The organism is Brevundimonas naejangsanensis, assembly GCF_000635915.2.
Classification (GTDB): domain Bacteria; phylum Pseudomonadota; class Alphaproteobacteria; order Caulobacterales; family Caulobacteraceae; genus Brevundimonas; species Brevundimonas sanguinis.
The window spans coordinates 51,196-70,367 of the sequence record NZ_CP015614.1 but is presented as its reverse complement, the minus strand read 5'-3'; the positions used below and the strand labels follow the sequence as shown (position 1 = coordinate 70,367).

Here is a 19,172-nt window from a genome sequence, read left to right as displayed (position 1 = left end):
TTTTTCTATGGGCGTCCCCTCTCCCGATGGGAGAGGGTTTGAGCCCCCAAGAGCGTCAGCGATTGGCGAAGGCGAAAGGGTGAGGGTTCGCGGCCGACCACCCGCCGCTGCGACGGCTGACGCCGACTGACAGGACAAGCCCCTCACCCTTTCGCGCAAGAACGATCGCTGCGCTCTCGTGCGCTTAAGCCCTCTCCCGCCGGGAGAGGGAAGAACACATAAGAAAAAAGGCGGGCCGGATCGCTCCGGCCCGCCCCTATTTTCTTCAGACGCTCCGCTGAGATCAGTAGCGGACGCGCAGGGTCACGCCGTAGGTGCGCGGCTGGCCCATGAAGGCGTTGTAGGTCTGGGTGTCCAGCGCCGGGTTGTAGTAGGTGCCGTTCGGCTGGACCGTGGTCTGGAAGGCCGAGCCTTGCAGCGGGGCGTTGATGGCCACCTGCTTATATTCTTCGTCTGTCAGGTTCTGGGCCCACAGGTCCAGCGCCCAGCGGTCGTCTTCCGAACCCAGGGTGACGCGGCCGTTCAGCAGGGTCATGGCGTCCTGCATCTTGTACGGCAGCAGGTCCGAACCGGTGTTGAACTCGGTCGAATACTTCGCCGACAGGTTCAGACCCACCTTCATGCCCGAGCCGATCGAGCGGTCGAACGACATGGCCGCCGTGGCCGACCATTCCGGCGCGAAGGAGGCGCGGGCGCCCGGCAGCAGCGACAGCTGCGGGAAGTTGCCGGGGTTGGCCAGGTCGGCGGCGGTGAAGTCGCCGTATTTGGTGTCCGTGTAGGTCACGCCGCCCGAGAACGACAGGCCCTCGACCGGGGTGAACCAGACGAAGTCGGCGTCGACGCCCTCGGACGTCAGCTCAGGAATGGATTCGACCACGAAGGCCGTGCCCAGGAAGGTGTTGAGCTGGAAGTCCTCGAACTTCTGGTTGAAGTAGGTGATGTTGAACAGCACCGAACGGTTGAACAGGGTGTTCTTCAGCCCGATTTCATAGCTGTCGACCGTCTCGGACGGGAACAGCAGGGAGCTGCTGGGGTTGACCGGCAGCGGATTGGTCGCCGTCGGCCCCTGCACCCGGTCCATGTTGTAGCCGAACGACTTGTAGCCGCGCGCGTAGGAGGCGTAGGCCATCACGCTGTCGTTGAAGCGATAGCTGCCCTTGAGGGTGCCGCTCAGCTCGCCGTTGTCGTGATTTTCCGAAATGCGACGGTTGTCGAACAGCGGGTTGGCCCACGGCAGGCAGAGGTTGGACGCCAGGCGCCCGGCGGTGGTCTGGGCGGCGGCCGCAGGCAGGCCCGCGCCCATCAGCGCTCCGGTCATCGCCGCGACATTGCCCAGGGCGCCGCCGCAGGCCGCGCCATTGGCTCCCAGATTGTCCTGGACGCCGAGCAGGCGTTTGTCGTCCAGGGTGTAACGCAGCCCGAGGGTGACGTCGAACTTGTCGGTCAGATGCAGGGTGTTGTTGGTGAAGAAGGCGATGGATTCGGTCGTCTGGCTGTAGTGATCCTGGACGCCATGACCCGTGCCGAACCCGGGGCCGGTGGGCGCCGTCGGGCCCGAGGGCGCCATGCCGCCGGTGGCCAGACAACCGGCCAGGAACTGCGCCGTCGTCCCCGGACGGGTTATGCAGCCGATGATATTCGGGCTGATCGGGATGGCGCTCGAACCGGCGTTCAACTGGCTGGAGATCAGCAGCGACAGGAAGGGCGTGTAGCCCGCCCCGTACCAGTAGCTGTCGGCGCGGTCGATGTTTTCGCGGGTCATGAAGGCGCCGACCAGCCAGTCGAGGCGGTCGGTCGCGCCGGCCAGCCGGAACTCCTGGGTCAGGTTCTCCAGCTCGAAGCCGTAGCCGCCGTCATCCACGCGATAGAGCAGGTCGGCGGTGGTGTAGTCGAGGTCCATGCCGTTGACGCCCGACCAGTTCCGCCAGGAGCTGAGCGAGGTGAAGGTGGCGTTCCACGACGGAATGTCGATGTTGGCCTCGGCCGAGAAGCCCATGTCTTCCATGGTCTGGCCGGTGCCGCGGTTGGCGTAGGCCGTGCGCGAGAAGGGCAGTTCGCCGAAGCCCGGCGCCGGGGCGGCCTGCTGACCGCCGACCGCGTTGATGAAGGCGACGGTGGGGCCGGTGCGGATCTGGGTCGAGACGCAGCAGTATTCGTCGCGCTTGGAATAGTCGGCGATCAGCCGGATCGAGACGTCGTCCGAGGGCAGGATCAGCAGCTGGCCGCGCGCGGTCCAGAAGTTCTGGTTCTGGTCGTCGGTCTCCTGACGCGGACCGGCGCCGGTGACCACGTCGTAGAAGCCGTCGCGCTCGCGCTTGGCCATGTAGAGGCGGCCGGCGACCTTTTCGCTGAGCGGGCCGGTGACCGAGCCGGCGATGCCCCAGGCGCCGAAGTTGCCGTAGGTGGCCTCGGCCTCGAAGCCCGGCGTGAAGGACGGCGCCTCGGAGATGATGTTGATGACGCCGGCCGAGGTATTCTTGCCGAACAGGGTGCCCTGCGGCCCCTTCAGCACCTCGATGCGGCTCAGTTCGCCCAGGTCGCCGAAGCCGACGCCGTTGCGCGAGCGGTAGACGCCGTCGATGACCACGCCGACCGAGCTTTCCAGGCCGGGGTTGTCGCCCACGGTGCCGACGCCGCGGATGCGGGCGGTGGTCGAGGTCTCGGACTGGGTCGAGGTGACGGTCATGCCCGGCGTCAGGATCTGCAGATCCTTGATGTCGCGCACCCCGGCGCCTTCCAGCGCGGCCTGCGACAGGGTGGTGACCACGATCGGCACGTCCTGCAGGCTCTGTTCGCGCTTCTGGGCGGTGACGATGATGTCGTCGACCGTGGTGGGCCCCTCCTGGGCCGCGGCGGCGCCTGCGAAGCCGAAGGCCGCGACGCCGACGACGGCGACCGAAGCGGTGCAGCGAAGGATGTGGTTCAAACGCATAAGGCGGCTCCCCGACTCTGTGGGCCCGGCCGCATTTCGCGGCCGCGCGCGATTCCTGTCCCTGATGATCCGCGCTCATTGGACGGCGCGGGTTCTCAGCACAAAGGGGTAGTCCATGCCCCAGTCACCGACAAGCAAAGGCCACGTGAGGGACGATAAATTCCCTCGCCCCCGCCCCACCTGTGGCGATAAAGCGACAAATATACTGACGTTAGGTCAATGTTATCGGCGATCACTCAGCCGAAGCGACTGATTTCAAATGGCGTCTTTTCTTTTGCGCCGCATCGGCCAGCGACAGAATCACGGCCGCAGCCAGACCCGACAGCAGGGAGCCGCCGATGACGCCCAGCTTGACCTCGATCTGCTCGACGGAGTCCACGGCGCCGGGGAAGGCCAGGACGCCGATGAACAGGCTCATGGTGAAGCCGATTCCGCACAGCAGGCTGACGCCGTAAAGCTGCATCCAGCCAGCGCCCGACGGCTTGTCGCCCAGCCCCAGCTTGACCGCCAGCCAGGCCACGCCGAAGACGCCGATCTGCTTGCCGATGAACAGGCCCAGGGCGATGGCGACGACGAGCGGAGCGAAAGCCTGCTCCAACGACAGGCCGGCGAAGGAGACCCCCGCCTTGGCGAAGGCGAACAGCGGCAGGACCAGATAGGCCACATAGGGGTGCAGGTCGTGCATGGCGTCCTTGAGCGGGCTCTGCGACGTCTCGCGGCGCGGGTCGACCGGCACGATCAGGGCGAAGGCCACGGCCGTCAGCGACGTCGACAGGCCGGACAGCACCGTCAGATACCAGACGGCGGCGAAGCCCAGCACCCAGAAGGCGGCGGCCATCCGGCGACGGCCCAGCACGGCGAAGACGGCGATCACGCCCAGCGCCGCCAGCAGGGGAACCCACTGCACGCCCTGGCTGAACAGGATGGCGATCAGGGCGATGGCGCCCAGGTCGTCGACAATGGCCAGGGTCAGCAGGAAGACGCGCAGCGACGCGGGCAGGCTGCGCCCCACCATGGCGAAAACGGCCAGGGCGAAGGCGATGTCGGTGGCCAGCGGAATGGGCCATCCCTGCGTGGGGCCGCCCAGCGTTCCGGCGACGGCCAGATAGACCAGGCCCGGGACCGCCATGCCGCCCAGCGCCGCCAGAATGGGCAGGGCCAGCTTCTTGGGATTGCTGAGTTCGCCCTTCAGGACCTCATATTTGATTTCAAGGCCGACGATTAGGAAGAAGACCGCCATCAGGCCTTCCTTGATCCAGTCGGAGATCGTCTCCTCCAGCCGCAGGGGGCCGATCTGAACGGCGTGAACGCTCTTGAGCCAGGCGAAATAATCCGCCGACCAGGGCGAGTTGGCGACGATCAGCGCCGCCAGGGCGGCGAAGCCCAGGACGGCGCCGGAACCGGCCTCGGTCTTGAGAAAGGCGAGCGTATGTTTTCTGGCCACGAAGGTCTCCGAAACAGCGAGAGGGTCTGTCGTGGCGTCAGGTTATCGACGGACGCCGGACCGGATTCGCGCGCAAGGCGGCGCCGGCCTGACCCCTGGGCGATGCCGCGCGGGGCCTGATCTCTGCCGGTGAAAATACGGATCGGGCCGCAAGGTTCAACCCCGCCGCGCCGGATCGGCCTCGCGGTTGCGAAATGCGCGGCGAAGGGGCATCTGCCGCCCATGCCCGTCTCCCCCGCCTATCGCCCCGACCCCCGCTTTTTTGAACTGGGCGCCGAATACGGCGACGCCGTGAAGCCGGCCGACTTCCCGCAGACGATCTTGCGCCTGCGCAACGACCGGGCGGCGGCGACGGTGGGGCTGGAGACGCTGAGCGACGCCGAATGGATCGCCCATTTCGGCCGGTTCGACCCCCTGCCCGGCCAGCCCGGCCCCGTGGCCATGCGCTACCACGGCCACCAGTTCCGCGTGTACAACCCCGAGATCGGCGACGGGCGCGGCTTTCTGGCGGCGCAGATGCGGGAGGTGAGCGGCGCTCAAGCAGCGAGCGACCGCGTCGCGAGCGATAGCGCTCTTCCAACTCGCCTTCTCGACCTGGGCACCAAAGGCTCGGGCCAGACGCCGTGGTCGCGTCATGCGGACGGGCGGCTGACGCTGAAGGGCGGGGTGCGCGAGGCGCTGGCCGCGGCCATGCTGGAGAGCCTGGGCGTGCCGACCTGCCGCATCCTGTCGCTGATCGAGACGGGCGAGGATCTGGAGCGGCACGACGAGCCGTCGCCGACGCGATCCGCCGTCATGGTGCGGCTGTCGCACAGCCATATCCGTTTCGGGACCTTCCAGCGCGCCGCCTACTACGGGCGCAAGGTCCAGATCGAGGCGCTGATGGAGCACGCGCGCAGCCTGTATCATCCGGCGGTCGCGCCGGGCGACGCGGCGGGCTTCCTGGCGGCGGTGGTCGAGGCCTCGGCGGCGCTGACGGCGAAGTGGATCGCGGCGGGCTTCGTCCACGGCGTGCTGAACACCGACAATCTGAACGTCGCGGGCGAGAGCTTCGACTACGGCCCGTGGCGCTTCCTGCCGCACTATGAGCCGGGCTTCACCGCCGCCTATTTCGACCAGAACGGCCTCTACGCCTTTGCGCGCCAGCCCGAGGCGGTGTTCTGGAACCTGACCCAGCTGGCCGGGTGTCTGAAGCTGATCGCCGAGTCGGAGCCGCAAGTCGCGGATTTGGCGGCGGCGCTGAACGGTTTCGGCCCGGCCTATATACGCCATCTGCGGGCGGCCTTCCTGAACCGGCTGGGCGTCAAGAGCCTGGGCGAGGCGGCGGACCAGCGGCTGCTGGACGCGACGCTGGCGCTGGCGCGCGAGAAGAAGGAGGCCCTGCGCTGGGAGCCGATCTTCTTCGACTGGTTCGGCGGGTTCAGCTCGGCGGCGCGGGCGCTGGGCGGGGTTCGCGGCAAGACCTATCAGGGCGAGGCTTTCGACGCCTTCCGCTTCGCCCTGATGGAGCATGAGCCCGACCGGCCCGAGCGGCTGGAGCATCCGATGTTCGCCGCGCCCGAGCCCGAAGAGCTGCTGATCGACGAGGTCGAGGCCCTGTGGAGCGCCATTGACGCGGCCGACGACTGGGCGCCGCTGAAGGCCAAACTGGCCCGGCTGGAGATGGCAAGGGAAGCGTGGAGTTTGTGATCGTCCCGCTCATCCCCGCGGAGGCGGGGACCCAGTGAGGGCGGCGCGCGCGCCCGAAGACCATTCTCCCCAACCTCACGCTTTGCGGCCACCGAACTGGGTCCCCGCCTCCGCGGGGATGAACGGAATTTTGCAAGGCTGCGCCCTAAGTCATCAATTGATGTCATCGCCCGTTGACTCGAAATACGGCTCGGCTTAGAGGCGGATGATCTCGGCTGGGTTACGGGGAATTGTGGTTTCAGCCTCGCTGTCGCCACGACCTTCCGCCAGCCTGATCACAGATTGTTTCAGCCGCTTGCAAGTCAGCACACAGTAACTGATTTTGTGGCTGTTGCGAATTAACGGTTACGGCCATGACGACGACCACCTTGACGCCCCATCAGGCGCGCGCCCGCGCCGATTATCTGAACATCACGCTTTGGACCTTCCAGGGCTGGATCGCCATGTTCTTCCTCGCCGCCGGCTACGCCAAGCTGTCCGAGCCGATGCAGAACCTCATTGTGCTGATGCAGTGGCCGGCCCTCGTCAGCGAGACCTTTGTGCGCGGCGTCGGCGTCGCCGAGATGGCGCTGGCCCTGATGGTGCTGACGCCGCTGATCTCATGGCGGTTCGGCCGTCCGCTGCTGCTGACGGCGACAGCGGGCCTGCTGATCCTCGAGGTCGTCGCCCTGGGCGTCCACGCCTTCAACCTCGACATGGGCCTGAGCCTGACCAACGTCGTCCTGATCGCCATCACGGCGCCGGTGTTGTGGCTGCGTCGCCGCTGAGCCGACGCCCCTTCCCGATCCGATTTGCAGGCCCGCTTCTCCCCCTCCCCCAGAGGGCCTGCGAATATGAAGGCCGCGACCCCACCCCGGTCGCGGCCTTTTCTTTTGAGCCGTTCACAACTTCGTAGCCGGGCGCGCCGAAAGCTTCCCTTTACGTCCGCGTCAAGTTATCAAGGCGGCATGTCGATCGCAGACGAACATCGCACCTATTCCATACGGCAGCTATGCCGTGAGTTCGGCGCGACCGCGCGCGCCCTTCGCTTCTATGAGGACAAGGGCCTGCTGACGCCGTCGCGTAAAGGGCAGACGCGGGTCTATGGGCCGCGCGACCGGGCTCGGCTGAAGCTGATCATGCGCGGTCGGCGCATCGGCTTCACCCTGGTCGAGATCCAGGAGATGCTGGATCTGTATGATCAGAAAGACCACAACGTCCATCAGATGGCCATCGCCCTGCCGCGCCATCGCGCCCGCATCGAGGCGCTGAAGCAGCAGCTGGAAGACATCGAAGGCGCCATCGAGACGGCCGAGGCCGCCTGCGCCTGGATGGAAAAAACCCTGGGCGAACACCGACCCGACCTTCTGCCGGGCGCCGAGGCCTACGCCAGCCTGCTGAGCGAGCGGCTCAACGACCCCGACGACCATTTCCTGACCTTCAAAGCGAGAGCGTGATCCCATGACCTATAAGGCGCCCGTCCGCGACCTGTCCTTCGTCCTGCATGACGTTCTGCAGGTCGAGACCTACGGCAACCAGCTGCCCGACGCTGATCTGTCGCGCGACCTGATCGACCAGATCATCGAGGAAGGCGGCAAGTTCGCCGAAGAGGTCATCGCCCCGATCAACCGTCCCGGCGATCTGGAAGGCTGTCACATCGACGGCGACGTGGTGACCACGCCCAAGGGGTGGAAGGAAGCCTATCATCAGATGGTCGAGGCGGGCTGGCCCTCGTTGGGCTTCAGCACCGAGTTCGGCGGTCAGGGCATGCCGTCGGTGGTGTCCAGCGCGGTGGGCCAGTTCACCGCCGCCGCCAGCGCCGCCTTCTCCATGTATCCGGGCCTGACCAGCGGCGCCTTCCACGGCATCGAGGCCAGCGCCTCGGACGAGATCAAGCAGAAGTATCTGCCCAAGATGGCGTCGGGCGAATGGACCGGCACCATGAACCTGACCGAGCCCCAGTGCGGCACCGATCTGGGCATGGTCCGCACCAAGGCGGTCAAGAACGACGACGGCTCCTATTCGATCACCGGCCAGAAGATCTGGATCTCGGCGGGCGAGCACGACTTCGCCGACAATATCATCCACACGGTGCTGGCCCGCGTCGAAGGCGCGGTTCCGGGCATCAAGGGCCTGAGCCTGTTCGTGGTGCCGAAGTTCCTGGTGAACGAAGACGGCTCGCTGGGCGAGCGCAACGGCGTGTCCTGCGCCGGCCTCGAGCACAAGATGGGCATCCACGGCAACGCCACCTGCGTCATGGCCTATGAAAACGCCAAGGGCTGGCTGATCGGCGAAGAAGGCCGGGGCATGAACAATATGTTCGTGGTCATGAACGAGGCGCGCCTGGGCACCGGCCTGCAAGGGCTGGCCATCGGCGACGCCGCCTATCAGGCCGCCGTCGAGTTCGCCAACGACCGCCTGCAGGGCCGCAGCCTGACCGGACCGAAGAACCCGGACGGCCCGGCCGACCCGATCATGGTCCACCCCGACGTGCGCCGCATGCTTCTGGAGGCCAAGGCCTTCGTCGAAGGCGGCCGCGCCTTCATCCTGTGGACGGCGCTGCAGGCCGACCTGCAGAAGGCCGCCGATGAAGCCGTCGCCACCAAGGCGAAGGACTACATGGGCCTGATCACGCCGGTGCTGAAGGCCTACCTGACCGACAAGGGATTCCACGTCGCCTCGCTGGCGATGCAGGTCCACGGCGGTTCGGGCTATACCGAGCACTTCCCCGCCTCGCAGTATCTGCGCGATGCGCGGATCACCATGATCTATGAAGGCACCAACGGCATTCAGGCGCTGGATCTGGTCGGCCGCAAGCTGCCGGCCAACGGCGGCCGCGCCATCATGAGCTGGTTCGCCGACATCGACGCCTTCGTCAGCGAGAACGGCGATGCCGAGGCGATCAAGCCCTTCGTCGAGGGGCTGGCCGACGCCAAGAAGAAGCTGCAGGAGGCCACCATGTGGCTGATGCAGAACGGCATGGCCAACCCGGACAACGCGGCGGCGGCCTCGACCGACTACCTGCACATCTTCGGCCTGACGGCCTACGCCTTCCTGTGGGCGCAGATGGCCAAGGCGGCGCAAGCCAAGATCGCCGCTGGGGACGCCGATCCCTATTACGCCAACAAGCTGATGACCGGCCGCTACTTCGTCGAGCGCATTCTGCCCGACGCCGGGGCGCACCTGAAGAAGCTGAAGTCCGGCGCCGAGGTGCTGATGCAGATGCCCGCCGAGGCGTTTTAAGCGCGAGGCTTTCGATCTCCTCCCCATCCCTGATGGGGAGGTGGATCGTCGGCGCAGCCGACGAGACGGAGGGGCTCTTTTTCCGTCGCGCGACAGTAACCCCTTGCGATGGATGCAGCCCCTCCACCGCTTCGCGGTCCCCCTCCCCACGGAGTGGGGAGGAGAGATGAGATGAACGTCCTAGGCAGCCCCGACCCGATTTCATGCGCGAGGAGGAGATCGTCCTCTTCTCCGACTCCGTCGCCAAATGGATCGACGAGCACGCCCCGCAAGAGAAGTTCCAGCAGTGGATCGCCGCCTCCTCGGTGCCGCGCGAGCTGTGGAACGCGGCCGGAGACGCAGGCCTGCTGGGCCTGTCGCTGCCGGAAGAGGACGGCGGCTTCGGCGGCGACTACCGGCACGAAGTGGTGCTGATGCGCCAGCTGGGCTGGAAGGGCGCGGACCACTTCGGCATCAGCCTGCACAACGCCATCGTCATGCCCTACATCTGGCACTACGGCACGGCCGAGCAGAAGGCGCGCTGGCTGCCGCGCCTGCAGTCGGGCGAACTGGTCGGCGCCATCGCCATGACCGAGCCGGGCGCAGGCTCCGACCTGCAAGGCGTCAAGACCACCGCCGTGAAGCAGGGCGACCACTATGTCCTGAACGGCTCCAAGACCTTCATCACCAACGGTCAGCTGGCCAACTTCATCATCGTCGTCGCCAAGACCGACCCGGCCGAGGGCGCCAAGGGCACCAGCCTGATCTGCCTCGAAACGGACGGCGCAGAAGGCTTCGAGCGCGGCCGCAACCTGCACAAGATCGGCATGGAGGCGAACGACACCTCCGAGCTGTTCTTCAACGATGTGAAGGTGCCGCTGGAGAACGTCATCGGCGACACCGAGGGCCAGGGCTTCGTCCAGCTGATGCAGCAGCTGCCGCAGGAACGGCTGAACATCGCCGTTCAGGGCGTCGCCGCCGCCGAGCGCGGGCTGGAGGCGACGCTGGCCTACGTCAAGGAGCGCAAGGCCTTCGGCAAGCGGGTCATCGATTTCCAGAACACCCAGTTCAAACTGGCCGAGATCAAGACCAAGCTGACCGTGGCCAAGGTCTTCGTCGACCACTGCATCGGCTTGCACCTGAAGGGCCAGCTGGACGCCGCCACGGCCTCGATGGCCAAATACTGGGTCACGGACATCCAGGGCGAGACCATCGACGAGATGCTGCAGCTGTTCGGCGGCTACGGCTACATGACCGAATACCCGATCGCCCAGCTGTACAAGGACGCCCGCGTCCAGCGCATCTACGGCGGGACGAACGAGATCATGAAGCTGCTGATCGCGCGGACGCTGTAATCAGCGCAGCAGCAGGGCGCCTGCGATCAGGGCGCCTGAAACGACAATCGAAGCGGCGATCCACCGCCCGGCCGAGAGGATCGACCGGGCGGTTTCCTTGTCCGCAGTCGCCGTCGCGGCGGGCTCGGCCGTCAGGCGGCGCGAGGCGGCGCGGATCAGGCGGGGCAGGTCGTCGCTGGCCGCCGACAGGTCCAAAAGGGCGCCGATCAGACGGTTGCGCAGGTCTTCCGGGCTGCGGCTGGAGAAGAGGGCGCGGCTCCAGGCGCCCTTCATCGTTTTGACCAGATCGAAGTCTGGGTCGACGCGCGACAACACCCCCTCGATCGTCACCAGCGCCTTGAGGATCAGCACCAGATCGGGCGGGGCGGCCACCCGCTCCTGCCGCATCAGCCCCATCAGGTCGGCGACGATGGCGGGCAGGTCGACCACGCCCTGACCGTGGCGGGCGATCAGCCGCTCGGCCCCGGCGGTCAGGCTGGTGCGCGAGACGTCCGTCCCCTCGGTCCAGTCGGCCAGAACCTCGGCCATGCGCGCGCCGTCGCCGGCGGCCAGCGACTGGACGAAACTGATCAGTTCGGCGCGGCGGCGCGGGGTGACGGTCCCGACCATGCCGAAGTCCAGCAGTCCCACCCGGTCGCCGGGCAGGCCGCGCAGGTTGCCGGGATGCGGGTCGGCGTGGAAGCGGCCATTGACCAGCACCATGTCCAGCACCGCCTCGGCGCCGACGCGGGCCAGTCGGTGCGGATCGACGCCCGCCGCCCTCAGCCGTGCGGCGTCTATGGGCGCCACGCCGTCGAGATAGTCCTGCACCAGCACGCGGTCGGTCGTGTGCTGCCAATAGACGGCGGGGATGACCACGTCGCGATTTTTGGCGAAGTCGGCGGCGAAGCGGTCGACGTTGCGGCCCTCGGTCGTGAAATCCAGCTCGTCCAGCATGGCCTCGGTCAGCTGTGCGATCAGGGCGCGCGGGCGATAACGGGCGATCTCGGCGCTGGACTGTTCGGCGCGGCGGGCCAGTTCGGCGATCAGGCGCAGGTCGGCCTCGACGCGCGGGCGCACGCCGGGGCGGCGGATCTTGACCACCACCTCGGTCCCGTCGTGCAGGGCGGCGCGGTGCACCTGGGCGATGGAGGCGGCGGCCAGCGGCGTCGCATCGAAACGGGCGAAGACCTGTTCCGGCGGCCCGCCCAGGGCGGCTTCGACCTCGGGCCGCAGCGTCTCGAAGTCGAGGGTCGGTCCAGCGCTCTGGAGCTGTTCGAACTCGGCGATCCAGTCGGCGGGCAGCAGGTCCGAGCGGGTGGACAGGATCTGGCCCAGCTTGACGAAGGTGGGGCCCAGCGCCTCCAGCGCCTGACGGGTGCGGCGCGGCAGGGGCTCAGGCCCGCCCGCCTCGGCCTCGCCGCCGCCCAGGCCGAGACGCAGCAGCACGGCCTCAAGGCCAAAGCGGGCGGCGACGCCGGAAATCTCGGCCAGACGTTTTCGATCGCGCGCCGCAACGGCCAAGGTTGTGAACATGACAGACGAACGCGGACCGAACACCCGGCGTTCCCGCCAAGCTCAGTCGATCGCCGAGGTTGGTCGTCGCCGTGAAAGCGCGATATGCAGGCGCCATGATCCGTCTTTACGTTCAGGGCGACCTCGCCCCCGGCGCCGCCGTGGCGCCCACGCTCGACCAGTCGCGCTATCTGACGCAGGTGATGCGGTTGAAGGCGGGCGACGAACTGCTGGTCTTCAACGGTCGCGACGGCGAGTGGCGCGTCAGCGTCGCCGAGGTGCTGAAGAAGGGCGTCATCCTGCGCGCCGAGGAGCAGATGCGGCCCCAGACCTATGGTCCCGATCTGGAGCTGATCGTCGCCGTGGTGAAGAAGGCCCGCGTCGAGACCATTGTCGAGAAGGCCGCCGAACTGGGTGCCAAGCGGGTGCGGCTGGCGCTGACCCATCGCACCAACGCCGACCGGCTGCGGCTGGACCGGCTGGACGCCATCGCCGAGGAGGCCGCCGAGCAGACGGGTCGTCTGGACGTGCCGGTGGTGGATGATCCGGTCAAGCTGGACGCCCTGCTGGACGGGTGGGAGGACGGACGGCGGCTGATGTTCTGCGACGAGACGGGCGGCGCGCCCGCCGTATCGGCGTTGACCGCCGCTGGCGACGGCAAGTGGGCCATACTGATCGGACCGGAGGGCGGGTTTTCGCCCGAGGAGGGCGAGCGGCTGCGGTCCCTGCCCTTCACCACCGCCGTCTCCCTGGGGCCGCGCATCCTGCGGGCCGACACCGCCGCCATCGCCGCCATGACGCTGTGGCAGGCGGCGGTCGGCGACTGGGATCGTTAGAAGTTTCCGCCGCCCCCCTTGAGCCCGGCCGCTGGCTGGCCCATCTAGCCGCGACAGCAGAGGTTACAGATGTCCGACACGGCGCCCCTTTCCAGAGACCAGCTGATCCACGCCATGTCGAAGGGCGAGAAGCCCAAGGACCAATGGCGCATCGGCGCGGAGCACGAGAAGTTCGGCTTCGACAAGTCGACGCTGCGTCGCCCGGCCTATGACGGCCCCGGCGGCATCAAGGCCATGCTGGACGGGCTGACCCGCTTCGGCTGGACGCCGGTGCTGGAGGGCGATCACGTCATCGCCCTGGAGCGCAAGAACGCCGAGGGCTTCAGCGCCTCGATCAGCCTGGAGCCGGGCGGTCAGTTCGAACTGTCGGGCGCCCCGCTGAAGGACATTCACGACATCTGCAACGAGACCGGCCAGCACCTGATGGAGGTCAAGCAGGTCGCGGACCAGCTGAACCTGGGCTTCCTCGGGCTGGGCTTCGACCCCCTGTGGCGGCGCGAGGACATCCCCGTCATGCCCAAGGGCCGCTATGACGTCATGCGCGCCTATATGCCCAAGAAGGGCAAGCTGGGCCTGGATATGATGCTGCGCACCTGCACCATTCAGGCCAACCTCGACTTCGATTCTGAAGCCGACATGGTGATGAAGTTCCGCACGTCGCTGGCGCTGCAGCCCATCGCCACGGCCCTGTTCGCCAACAGCCCCTTCACCGAGGGCAAGCCGAACGGCTTCGTCTCGGCGCGCGCCAACGTCTGGACCGACACGGACCCAGAGCGCACCGGCATGCTGGGCTTCGTGTTCGAGGACGGCTTCGGTTATGAGCGCTACGCCGACTATGCGCTGGACGCGCCGATGTATTTCGCCAAGCGCGGCCAGACCTATGTCGACCTGTCGGGACAGTCGTTCCGCGCCTTTATCGACGGCAAGCTGGACGCCCTGCCCGGCGACCGGGCGACCGCGCAGGACTGGGCCGACCACCTGACCACCCTGTTCCCCGAAGTGCGGCTGAAACAGTATCTGGAGATGCGCGGCGCCGACGGCGGGCCGTGGAGCCGCATCTGCGCCCTGCCCGCCCTGTGGGCCGGGATCCTGTACGACGCGCCGTCGCTGGCGGCGGCCTGGGACCTGTGCAAGGACTGGGACATCGCCGACCACGAGCGCCTGCGCCGCGACGTGACGCGGCTGGGCCTGAAGGCGGAAGTCAGCGGCCGCAGCGTGCGCGACGTCGCCGTCGACATGGTCAACATCGCCAAGCAAGGCTTGAAGAACCGGGCTCGCTTCAGCGGCGGCATGGTGGACGAGCGCGGCTACATCACCGAACTGGAAGACATCGCCGACAGCGGCGTAACCTCGGCCGACCGGTTGCTGGAGCTGTACAACGGCGAATGGGGCGGCGACATCAGCCGCGTCTATCGCGACTGCGCCTATTAAAGGCCCAGCCAGCCCGCGATCATGGCCCTGAGCGGATTGGCGGGGTCGGACAGCAGCCGCGCCGTCATCGCCAGCGAGATCACCACCAGCAGCGGCCGGATCAGGCGCGGGCCGAAGCGCATGGCCGCGTGCGAACCCAGCCGCCCGCCGATGAACTGACCCACCGCCATGATCCCGGCCAGCACCCAGACGACGTGGCCGCCGACCGCCAGAACGACGATGCCGACGACATTGCTCATCAGGTTCAGCGCCTTGGTGTGCGCCGTCGCCCGCGTCAGCCCCATGCCCAGCAGCATGACGAGGCTCAGGGCGAAGAACGACCCCGTCCCCGGCCCGAAGAAGCCGTCATAGAAGCCGATCCCGCCCGCCACGAAGGCGTAGGCCAGCGGCGTCAGCCGGGCGGCGGCGTCCTCGTCCGCCGCCTTGGGGCCGAGCAGGAAATAAAGCGCGATGCCGATCAGCAGCACCGGCAGCAGGATCATCAGCCAGCGTGTATCCACCAGGGTCACGGCGAAGGCGCCCAGCCCCGACCCGACCGCAACCAGCGCGAGCGGCCAGCGGATCAGGCGGAAATCCACCCGGCCCTTGCGCCAGAAGTTCCACAGGGCGCTGGCGGTGCCGACACTGCCCTGAACCTTGTTGGTGGCGATGGCGGCGACCGGGTTCAGCCCCACCGACAACAGGGCCGGCAGCGAGATCAGCCCCCCGCCCCCGGCGATGGCGTCGATGAAGCCGGCGATCACCGACGCGACGCCCAACAGGGCGATGATTTCAGGCGTCAGGTCGAACACGCGCACAGCACTCCGGTCAGGCTGGCGCTATAGCCCCGCAGGCGGCGAACCGCCACGCTCTGGCGTCAAATCGGCGACGAAGCCTTAGGAGCTCGAACCGGCCCTGGCCTGACAGGCGCTGGCGACGCCTTCGCGGATGTCGCGATAGCCGGCGCGCTGGGCCAGGTCCGTCGCCTGACCGCATTCATTGGCGGCGATCAGCTTGTCCAGCTCGTCGGCCAGCAGCCGGCGCTGATTGATCACGGCGGCTTCGTAGTTCTGTCGGACGCGCTCGCGGCGCATCTCGTCGATCATGCGGCGATCATCCATGTCCTGAAAGCGCCACATGGTTGGGTCCGCCCGGTCGGCGCTGGGGCGGATGACCTGATGGTTGGACGGCGGCGCGGGCTGGGCCCCCGTCTGGCCGCCAAACGCCGTAACGCCGTAGAACAGAACCGCCAACAACATGACCGACCTCCGTTTGTCGAGCATCACTATGCACGAGTTGGCGGGGAGGCCAACCTCTTCGCCACGGGGCGCGGCGCCGGGCCCTCATCTTTGGCTTGGACACAGACGCCTAGGCGGGCGCATGGTGGCGGTCCTGCAAGGAGGCTCATAAGCCTGTGTCGTTGATCGCCGCCGTGACCTCCGCCCTGATCGCCGTCGCCTCGCCGCAGGCGGCGACGGCGTCGCCCGCCTCGCCAGCCACGACCGAAATGTCCGCCGGCCCGGCGCGGCCCCAGTGGCTGCTGTCGCGCGAGGGGCCGCGCGTGGTGTTTCGCGGGGCCTTCAGCCCGGCCTCGGGCGCCGCCCTGGCCCTGGCCCTGTCGGACGAAAGCGTCGAGGGCCTGGTGATCGACAGCGGCGGCGGCGACGAGAACGCCGCGCTGGACGCGGCCGAGGTGATCCTGGCGCGGCGCCTGCCGGTGACGGTGCGGGGCCAGTGCACCTCCGCCTGCGCCAACGCCATCTTCGCCGCCGGGGCGACGCGCACCATAGAGCGGGCGGGCTTCGTCAGCTTCCATCACTCCTCGCCGGTGATCGAGGCCAACTATCAAACGCTGAACGAGGCCGTTCCGGACGAGATCGCCCGGGGCGCGCGACGGCTGCGCGCCCTTTACGCCGCGCGGGGCGCCGACCCCGGCATTCTGGCGTGCGCCGCCGCCCAGATCGGGCTGTCGGACATTCAGACCCAGGTGACCATCCCCGGCGAGACGACGCCGCGCGCGGCCTGGCTGTCGCGCCATTCGCTGTGGTTGCCGCATGAGGCGACGCTGAGGCGCTACGGCCTGGGCTTCACCCGCTGGGGCCGGCCGCCCAGCCGCCGCGACGTCCTGGCCCGCCTGCGCCCGCCCAATCCGCGCGCGGTGGTCTTCGGCGCGGCGGGAGATTGCGTTTCAGGCTGAGGGGCGCGCGGCCCGTTTGATTGATGCGCTCAATGTCCGAAAGCTGGCTTGAGGCGGACTTCGCTGCAAGATCATTTGCGGACTTCCACTACGTAGGCCTTCGCGCCAATGTGATCACAAATCCCCCGTCGGCAAAGGTTCGCATATCGCACCCAGCAAGGCTTCAGAGACCTATCTGCCCTGCGCTTCGCTAAGCCTAATTACCAAACATGATTCAACAAACATGAAAAATGACGAAAGTCGCATCGTTAAAAAGAAAGCAATAAAAGCCAAAAATATCGCGTTTGACGCCCTTATTCCTCTCACTGCTTTTATCATCAGCACTTTTTTCTTTAGTGCAGAAGAGTCGCTGCTAATCGCAATATCCATTTCCATGATCTCGCTTCTCATAGAAACAAACTGGGATATCGCTTTCCATAAATGGTTTATAGCGATTGTAACCGCTGCACTAGCGATCAACCTTAGTGCAATATTCCTAATCGAGATGCCCGGACGCATTAAAGCTCCTCTCGCCTTAGCCCCAATTTTTATTGCGGAGTATGCAATCCTGTATTGGATTGTAGAAGCGTTCAAACGACGTAACGCCTCTGGCGGTTGAGGCGAACGTGACGCATCGCGTGTAGCCACACGATTCAAGAGGCTTGGCGGCCTGCAAGTCGCCAACGAGCGGGCGCTCCCCCGAGGACCGGTAAGCCATCCTTCTCAAACGCTCCGTCCATCCGCTTTCCATAGCCGCCGCCGGTGATTTCTGCGATCAAAGCGGCCTGCATCAGGAGGCTAGGTCATGGCGGGATCCATCCATATCGGCGTCGGCGGCTGGACGTTCGAGCCGTGGCGGGGGGTCTTCTATCCGCAGGGGCTGGTGCAGAAGCGCGAGCTGGAGTTCGCCAGCCGGGCGCTGACCTCGATCGAGATCAACGGCACCTATTATTCGACCTTCAAGCCCGACAGCTGGGCGAAGTGGCGCGATGAGACGCCCGACGGCTTCGTCTTTTCGGTCAAGGCCAGCCGCTATTGCACCAATAGAAAGGTGCTGGCCGACGGCGCCGAGAGCTTTGAGCGGTTCCTGTCGCAGGGGCTGACGGTGCTGGGCGACAAGCTGGGGCCGATCAACTGGCAGTTCATGGGGACCAAGACGTTCGATCCCGAGGACTTCGAGGGCTTTCTGAAGCTGTTGCCGAAGGAGAAGGACGGGGTGCGGCTGCGTCACGCGCTGGAGGTGCGCAATCCGACCTTCGCCACCGAGCAGTTTTATGATCTGGCGCGCAAATATGGGGCGGCCATCGTCTACGCCGTCGATGACGAAGAGCCGACCTGGCCGCAGATCGACGAGGCGACGGCGGACTTTACCTACGCCCGGCTGATGTCCAGCCGCGAGGACGAACCGACGGGCATGACCTCCAGCGAGCTGGACGCTGTGGCGCAGCAGGCGCGCGGCTGGGCCGGGCGGGGGGACGTCTTCGCCTATTTCATTTCCGGGGCCAAGGTGCGGAACCCCGCGGCGGCCCAGGCGCTGATCGCCAAGTTGAAGGACTGAACCCCATGCCCATCCCCACACGCGCCTTCGCCGCCACCGCGGCCGACCAGCCGCTGAGCCCCTATAGCTTCGAACGGCGCGATCCGGGGCCGGACGACGTAGCGATCGAGATCAAATACTGCGGCGTCTGCCACTCGGACCTGCATGTGGTGAAGAACGACATGGGCGGGACGCGCTACCCCATCGTGCCGGGCCACGAGATCGCCGGGGTGGTGACGGCGGTGGGCGCGAACGTCACGCGCTTCAAGGAAGGCGACCGCGTCGGGGTCGGCTGCATGGTCGACAGCTGCCGGACCTGTTCGGCCTGCCGCGAGGGGCTGGAGCAGTATTGCGAACCGGGCATGACCCAGACCTACGGCTCGCGCGATCCGAAGGGCGCAGGCGTCGGCCAGACGATCACCCAGGGCGGCTATTCCGATCGCATCACCGTGGACCAGGCCTTTGTGCTGAAGATCCCTGACAGCCTGCCGCTGGATGCGGCCGCGCCGCTGTTGTGCGCCGGGGTGACCACCTGGTCGCCGCTGAAGACCTGGGGCGTGGGACCGGGGTCGAAGGTGGCGGTGATCGGCCTGGGCGGCCTGGGCCATATGGCGGTCAAACTGGCCGCCGCCCTGGGCGCCGAGGTGACGGTGCTGTCGACCTCGGACCGCAAGAAGGCCGACGCCGAGCGGATGGGCGCCCGGCATTTCCTGATCAACTCGGACGCCGACGCCATGAAGGCGGCGGCCGAGCAGTTCGACCTGATCATCAACACCGTCTCGGCCACGCATGAGATCGCCAGCCACGTCAATCTGCTGGCGCGCGACGGGACCATGGTCATGCTGGGGCTGACGACCGAGGGGCTGCCGGTCTTCGCCATGCCTCTGCTGTGGCGGCGCCGCCGCATCGCCGGCTCGCTGATCGGCGGAATCCGCGAGACGCAGGAGATGCTCGACTTCTGCGGCGAACACGGGATCGTGTGCGATATTGAAGTGATCGCCCCCGACCAGATCAACGAGGCTTATGAACGGATGGAGCGGTCGGACGTGCGCTATCGCTTCGTCATCGACATGGGCCGCCTGGCCGCGACGGCGTAAC

The 19,172-nt window shown here is 66.9% G+C and carries 16 protein-coding genes; 11 read left to right on the top strand and 5 right to left on the bottom strand.

The genetic code is table 11. The annotated features are described in order from the left end of the window. Positions 1 to 283: 283 nt before the first annotated feature. Both DA69_RS00365 and nhaA read right to left on the bottom strand, forming a co-directional pair. A complete protein-coding gene (locus DA69_RS00365; protein WP_025977728.1) occupies positions 284 to 2,932 on the bottom strand; it encodes a TonB-dependent receptor in 2,649 nt (882 codons plus the stop codon). Between the two features lie 232 nt (positions 2,933 to 3,164). Further along, positions 3,165 to 4,376, bottom strand: a complete 1,212-nt coding sequence (gene nhaA, locus DA69_RS00360; RefSeq protein ID WP_025977729.1) for a Na+/H+ antiporter NhaA — start codon at positions 4,374 to 4,376, stop codon at positions 3,165 to 3,167. Between the two features lie 222 nt (positions 4,377 to 4,598). Here nhaA and DA69_RS00355 point away from each other — a divergent pair, with 222 nt between their 5' ends. The 5 genes from DA69_RS00355 to DA69_RS00335 all read left to right on the top strand — a co-directional run bounded on the left by DA69_RS00355 (position 4,599) and on the right by DA69_RS00335 (position 10,621). Continuing rightward, positions 4,599 to 6,065, top strand: a complete 1,467-nt coding sequence (locus tag DA69_RS00355) for a protein adenylyltransferase SelO family protein (protein WP_025977730.1) — start codon at positions 4,599 to 4,601, stop codon at positions 6,063 to 6,065. Between the two features lie 353 nt (positions 6,066 to 6,418). Next, positions 6,419 to 6,832: a DoxX family protein gene (locus tag DA69_RS00350; protein ID WP_025977731.1), complete on the top strand. Its 414-nt coding sequence runs from the start codon at positions 6,419 to 6,421 to the stop codon at positions 6,830 to 6,832. Positions 6,833 to 7,012: 180 nt separating this feature from the next. Then, entirely contained in the window at positions 7,013 to 7,501 is a 489-nt protein-coding gene (locus tag DA69_RS00345) for a MerR family transcriptional regulator (RefSeq protein WP_025977732.1), read from the top strand. 4 nt (positions 7,502 to 7,505) lie between these two features. Continuing rightward, positions 7,506 to 9,287, top strand: coding sequence for an acyl-CoA dehydrogenase C-terminal domain-containing protein (locus DA69_RS00340; RefSeq protein WP_025977733.1), 1,782 nt, complete (start codon positions 7,506 to 7,508; stop codon positions 9,285 to 9,287). A 203-nt stretch (positions 9,288 to 9,490) separates the two neighbouring features. After that, positions 9,491 to 10,621 carry an acyl-CoA dehydrogenase family protein gene (locus DA69_RS00335; protein WP_064108259.1) on the top strand — a complete coding sequence of 377 codons (1,131 nt, stop codon included), beginning with the start codon at positions 9,491 to 9,493 and terminating at the stop codon, positions 10,619 to 10,621. Here the strand turns inward: DA69_RS00335 and DA69_RS00330 are convergent, their stop codons facing one another. Next, entirely contained in the window at positions 10,622 to 12,136 is a 1,515-nt protein-coding gene (locus tag DA69_RS00330; protein WP_025977735.1) for an ABC1 kinase family protein, read from the bottom strand. Positions 12,137 to 12,231: 95 nt separating this feature from the next. Here DA69_RS00330 and DA69_RS00325 point away from each other — a divergent pair, with 95 nt between their 5' ends. After that, positions 12,232 to 12,951 carry a 16S rRNA (uracil(1498)-N(3))-methyltransferase gene (locus DA69_RS00325; RefSeq protein ID WP_025977736.1) on the top strand — a complete coding sequence of 240 codons (720 nt, stop codon included), beginning with the start codon at positions 12,232 to 12,234 and terminating at the stop codon, positions 12,949 to 12,951. Positions 12,952 to 13,020: 69 nt separating this feature from the next. Continuing rightward, positions 13,021 to 14,382, top strand: coding sequence for a glutamate--cysteine ligase (locus tag DA69_RS00320; protein ID WP_025977737.1), 1,362 nt, complete (start codon positions 13,021 to 13,023; stop codon positions 14,380 to 14,382). Here the strand turns inward: DA69_RS00320 and DA69_RS00315 are convergent. Further along, positions 14,379 to 15,173, bottom strand: coding sequence for a TSUP family transporter (locus DA69_RS00315; protein ID WP_025977738.1), 795 nt, complete (start codon positions 15,171 to 15,173; stop codon positions 14,379 to 14,381). The two genes, DA69_RS00320 and DA69_RS00315, sit on opposite strands and share 4 nt — an antisense overlap. 84 nt (positions 15,174 to 15,257) lie before the next feature. Beyond that, positions 15,258 to 15,620 (bottom strand): hypothetical protein, encoded by a 363-nt coding sequence (locus DA69_RS00310; protein ID WP_134581616.1) that lies wholly within the window; start codon positions 15,618 to 15,620, stop codon positions 15,258 to 15,260. Between the two features lie 155 nt (positions 15,621 to 15,775). On the opposite strand from DA69_RS00310, the gene DA69_RS00305 reads away from it, so the two are divergent. From DA69_RS00305 to DA69_RS00295, 4 genes are all read left to right on the top strand, one after another. Continuing rightward, positions 15,776 to 16,558, top strand: a complete 783-nt coding sequence (locus DA69_RS00305) for a hypothetical protein (protein ID WP_145915875.1) — start codon at positions 15,776 to 15,778, stop codon at positions 16,556 to 16,558. Positions 16,559 to 16,781: 223 nt separating this feature from the next. Further along, positions 16,782 to 17,156: a hypothetical protein gene (locus tag DA69_RS14470; RefSeq protein ID WP_145915874.1), complete on the top strand. Its 375-nt coding sequence runs from the start codon at positions 16,782 to 16,784 to the stop codon at positions 17,154 to 17,156. Positions 17,157 to 17,342: 186 nt separating this feature from the next. After that, positions 17,343 to 18,095 carry a DUF72 domain-containing protein gene (locus tag DA69_RS00300; RefSeq protein ID WP_025977740.1) on the top strand — a complete coding sequence of 251 codons (753 nt, stop codon included), beginning with the start codon at positions 17,343 to 17,345 and terminating at the stop codon, positions 18,093 to 18,095. Positions 18,096 to 18,100: 5 nt separating this feature from the next. Further along, the gene (locus DA69_RS00295) at positions 18,101 to 19,171 is read left to right on the top strand and encodes an NAD(P)-dependent alcohol dehydrogenase (protein WP_025977741.1); all 1,071 of its coding nucleotides are present in this window, start codon (positions 18,101 to 18,103) and stop codon (positions 19,169 to 19,171) included. Position 19,172: the final 1 nt, after the last annotated feature.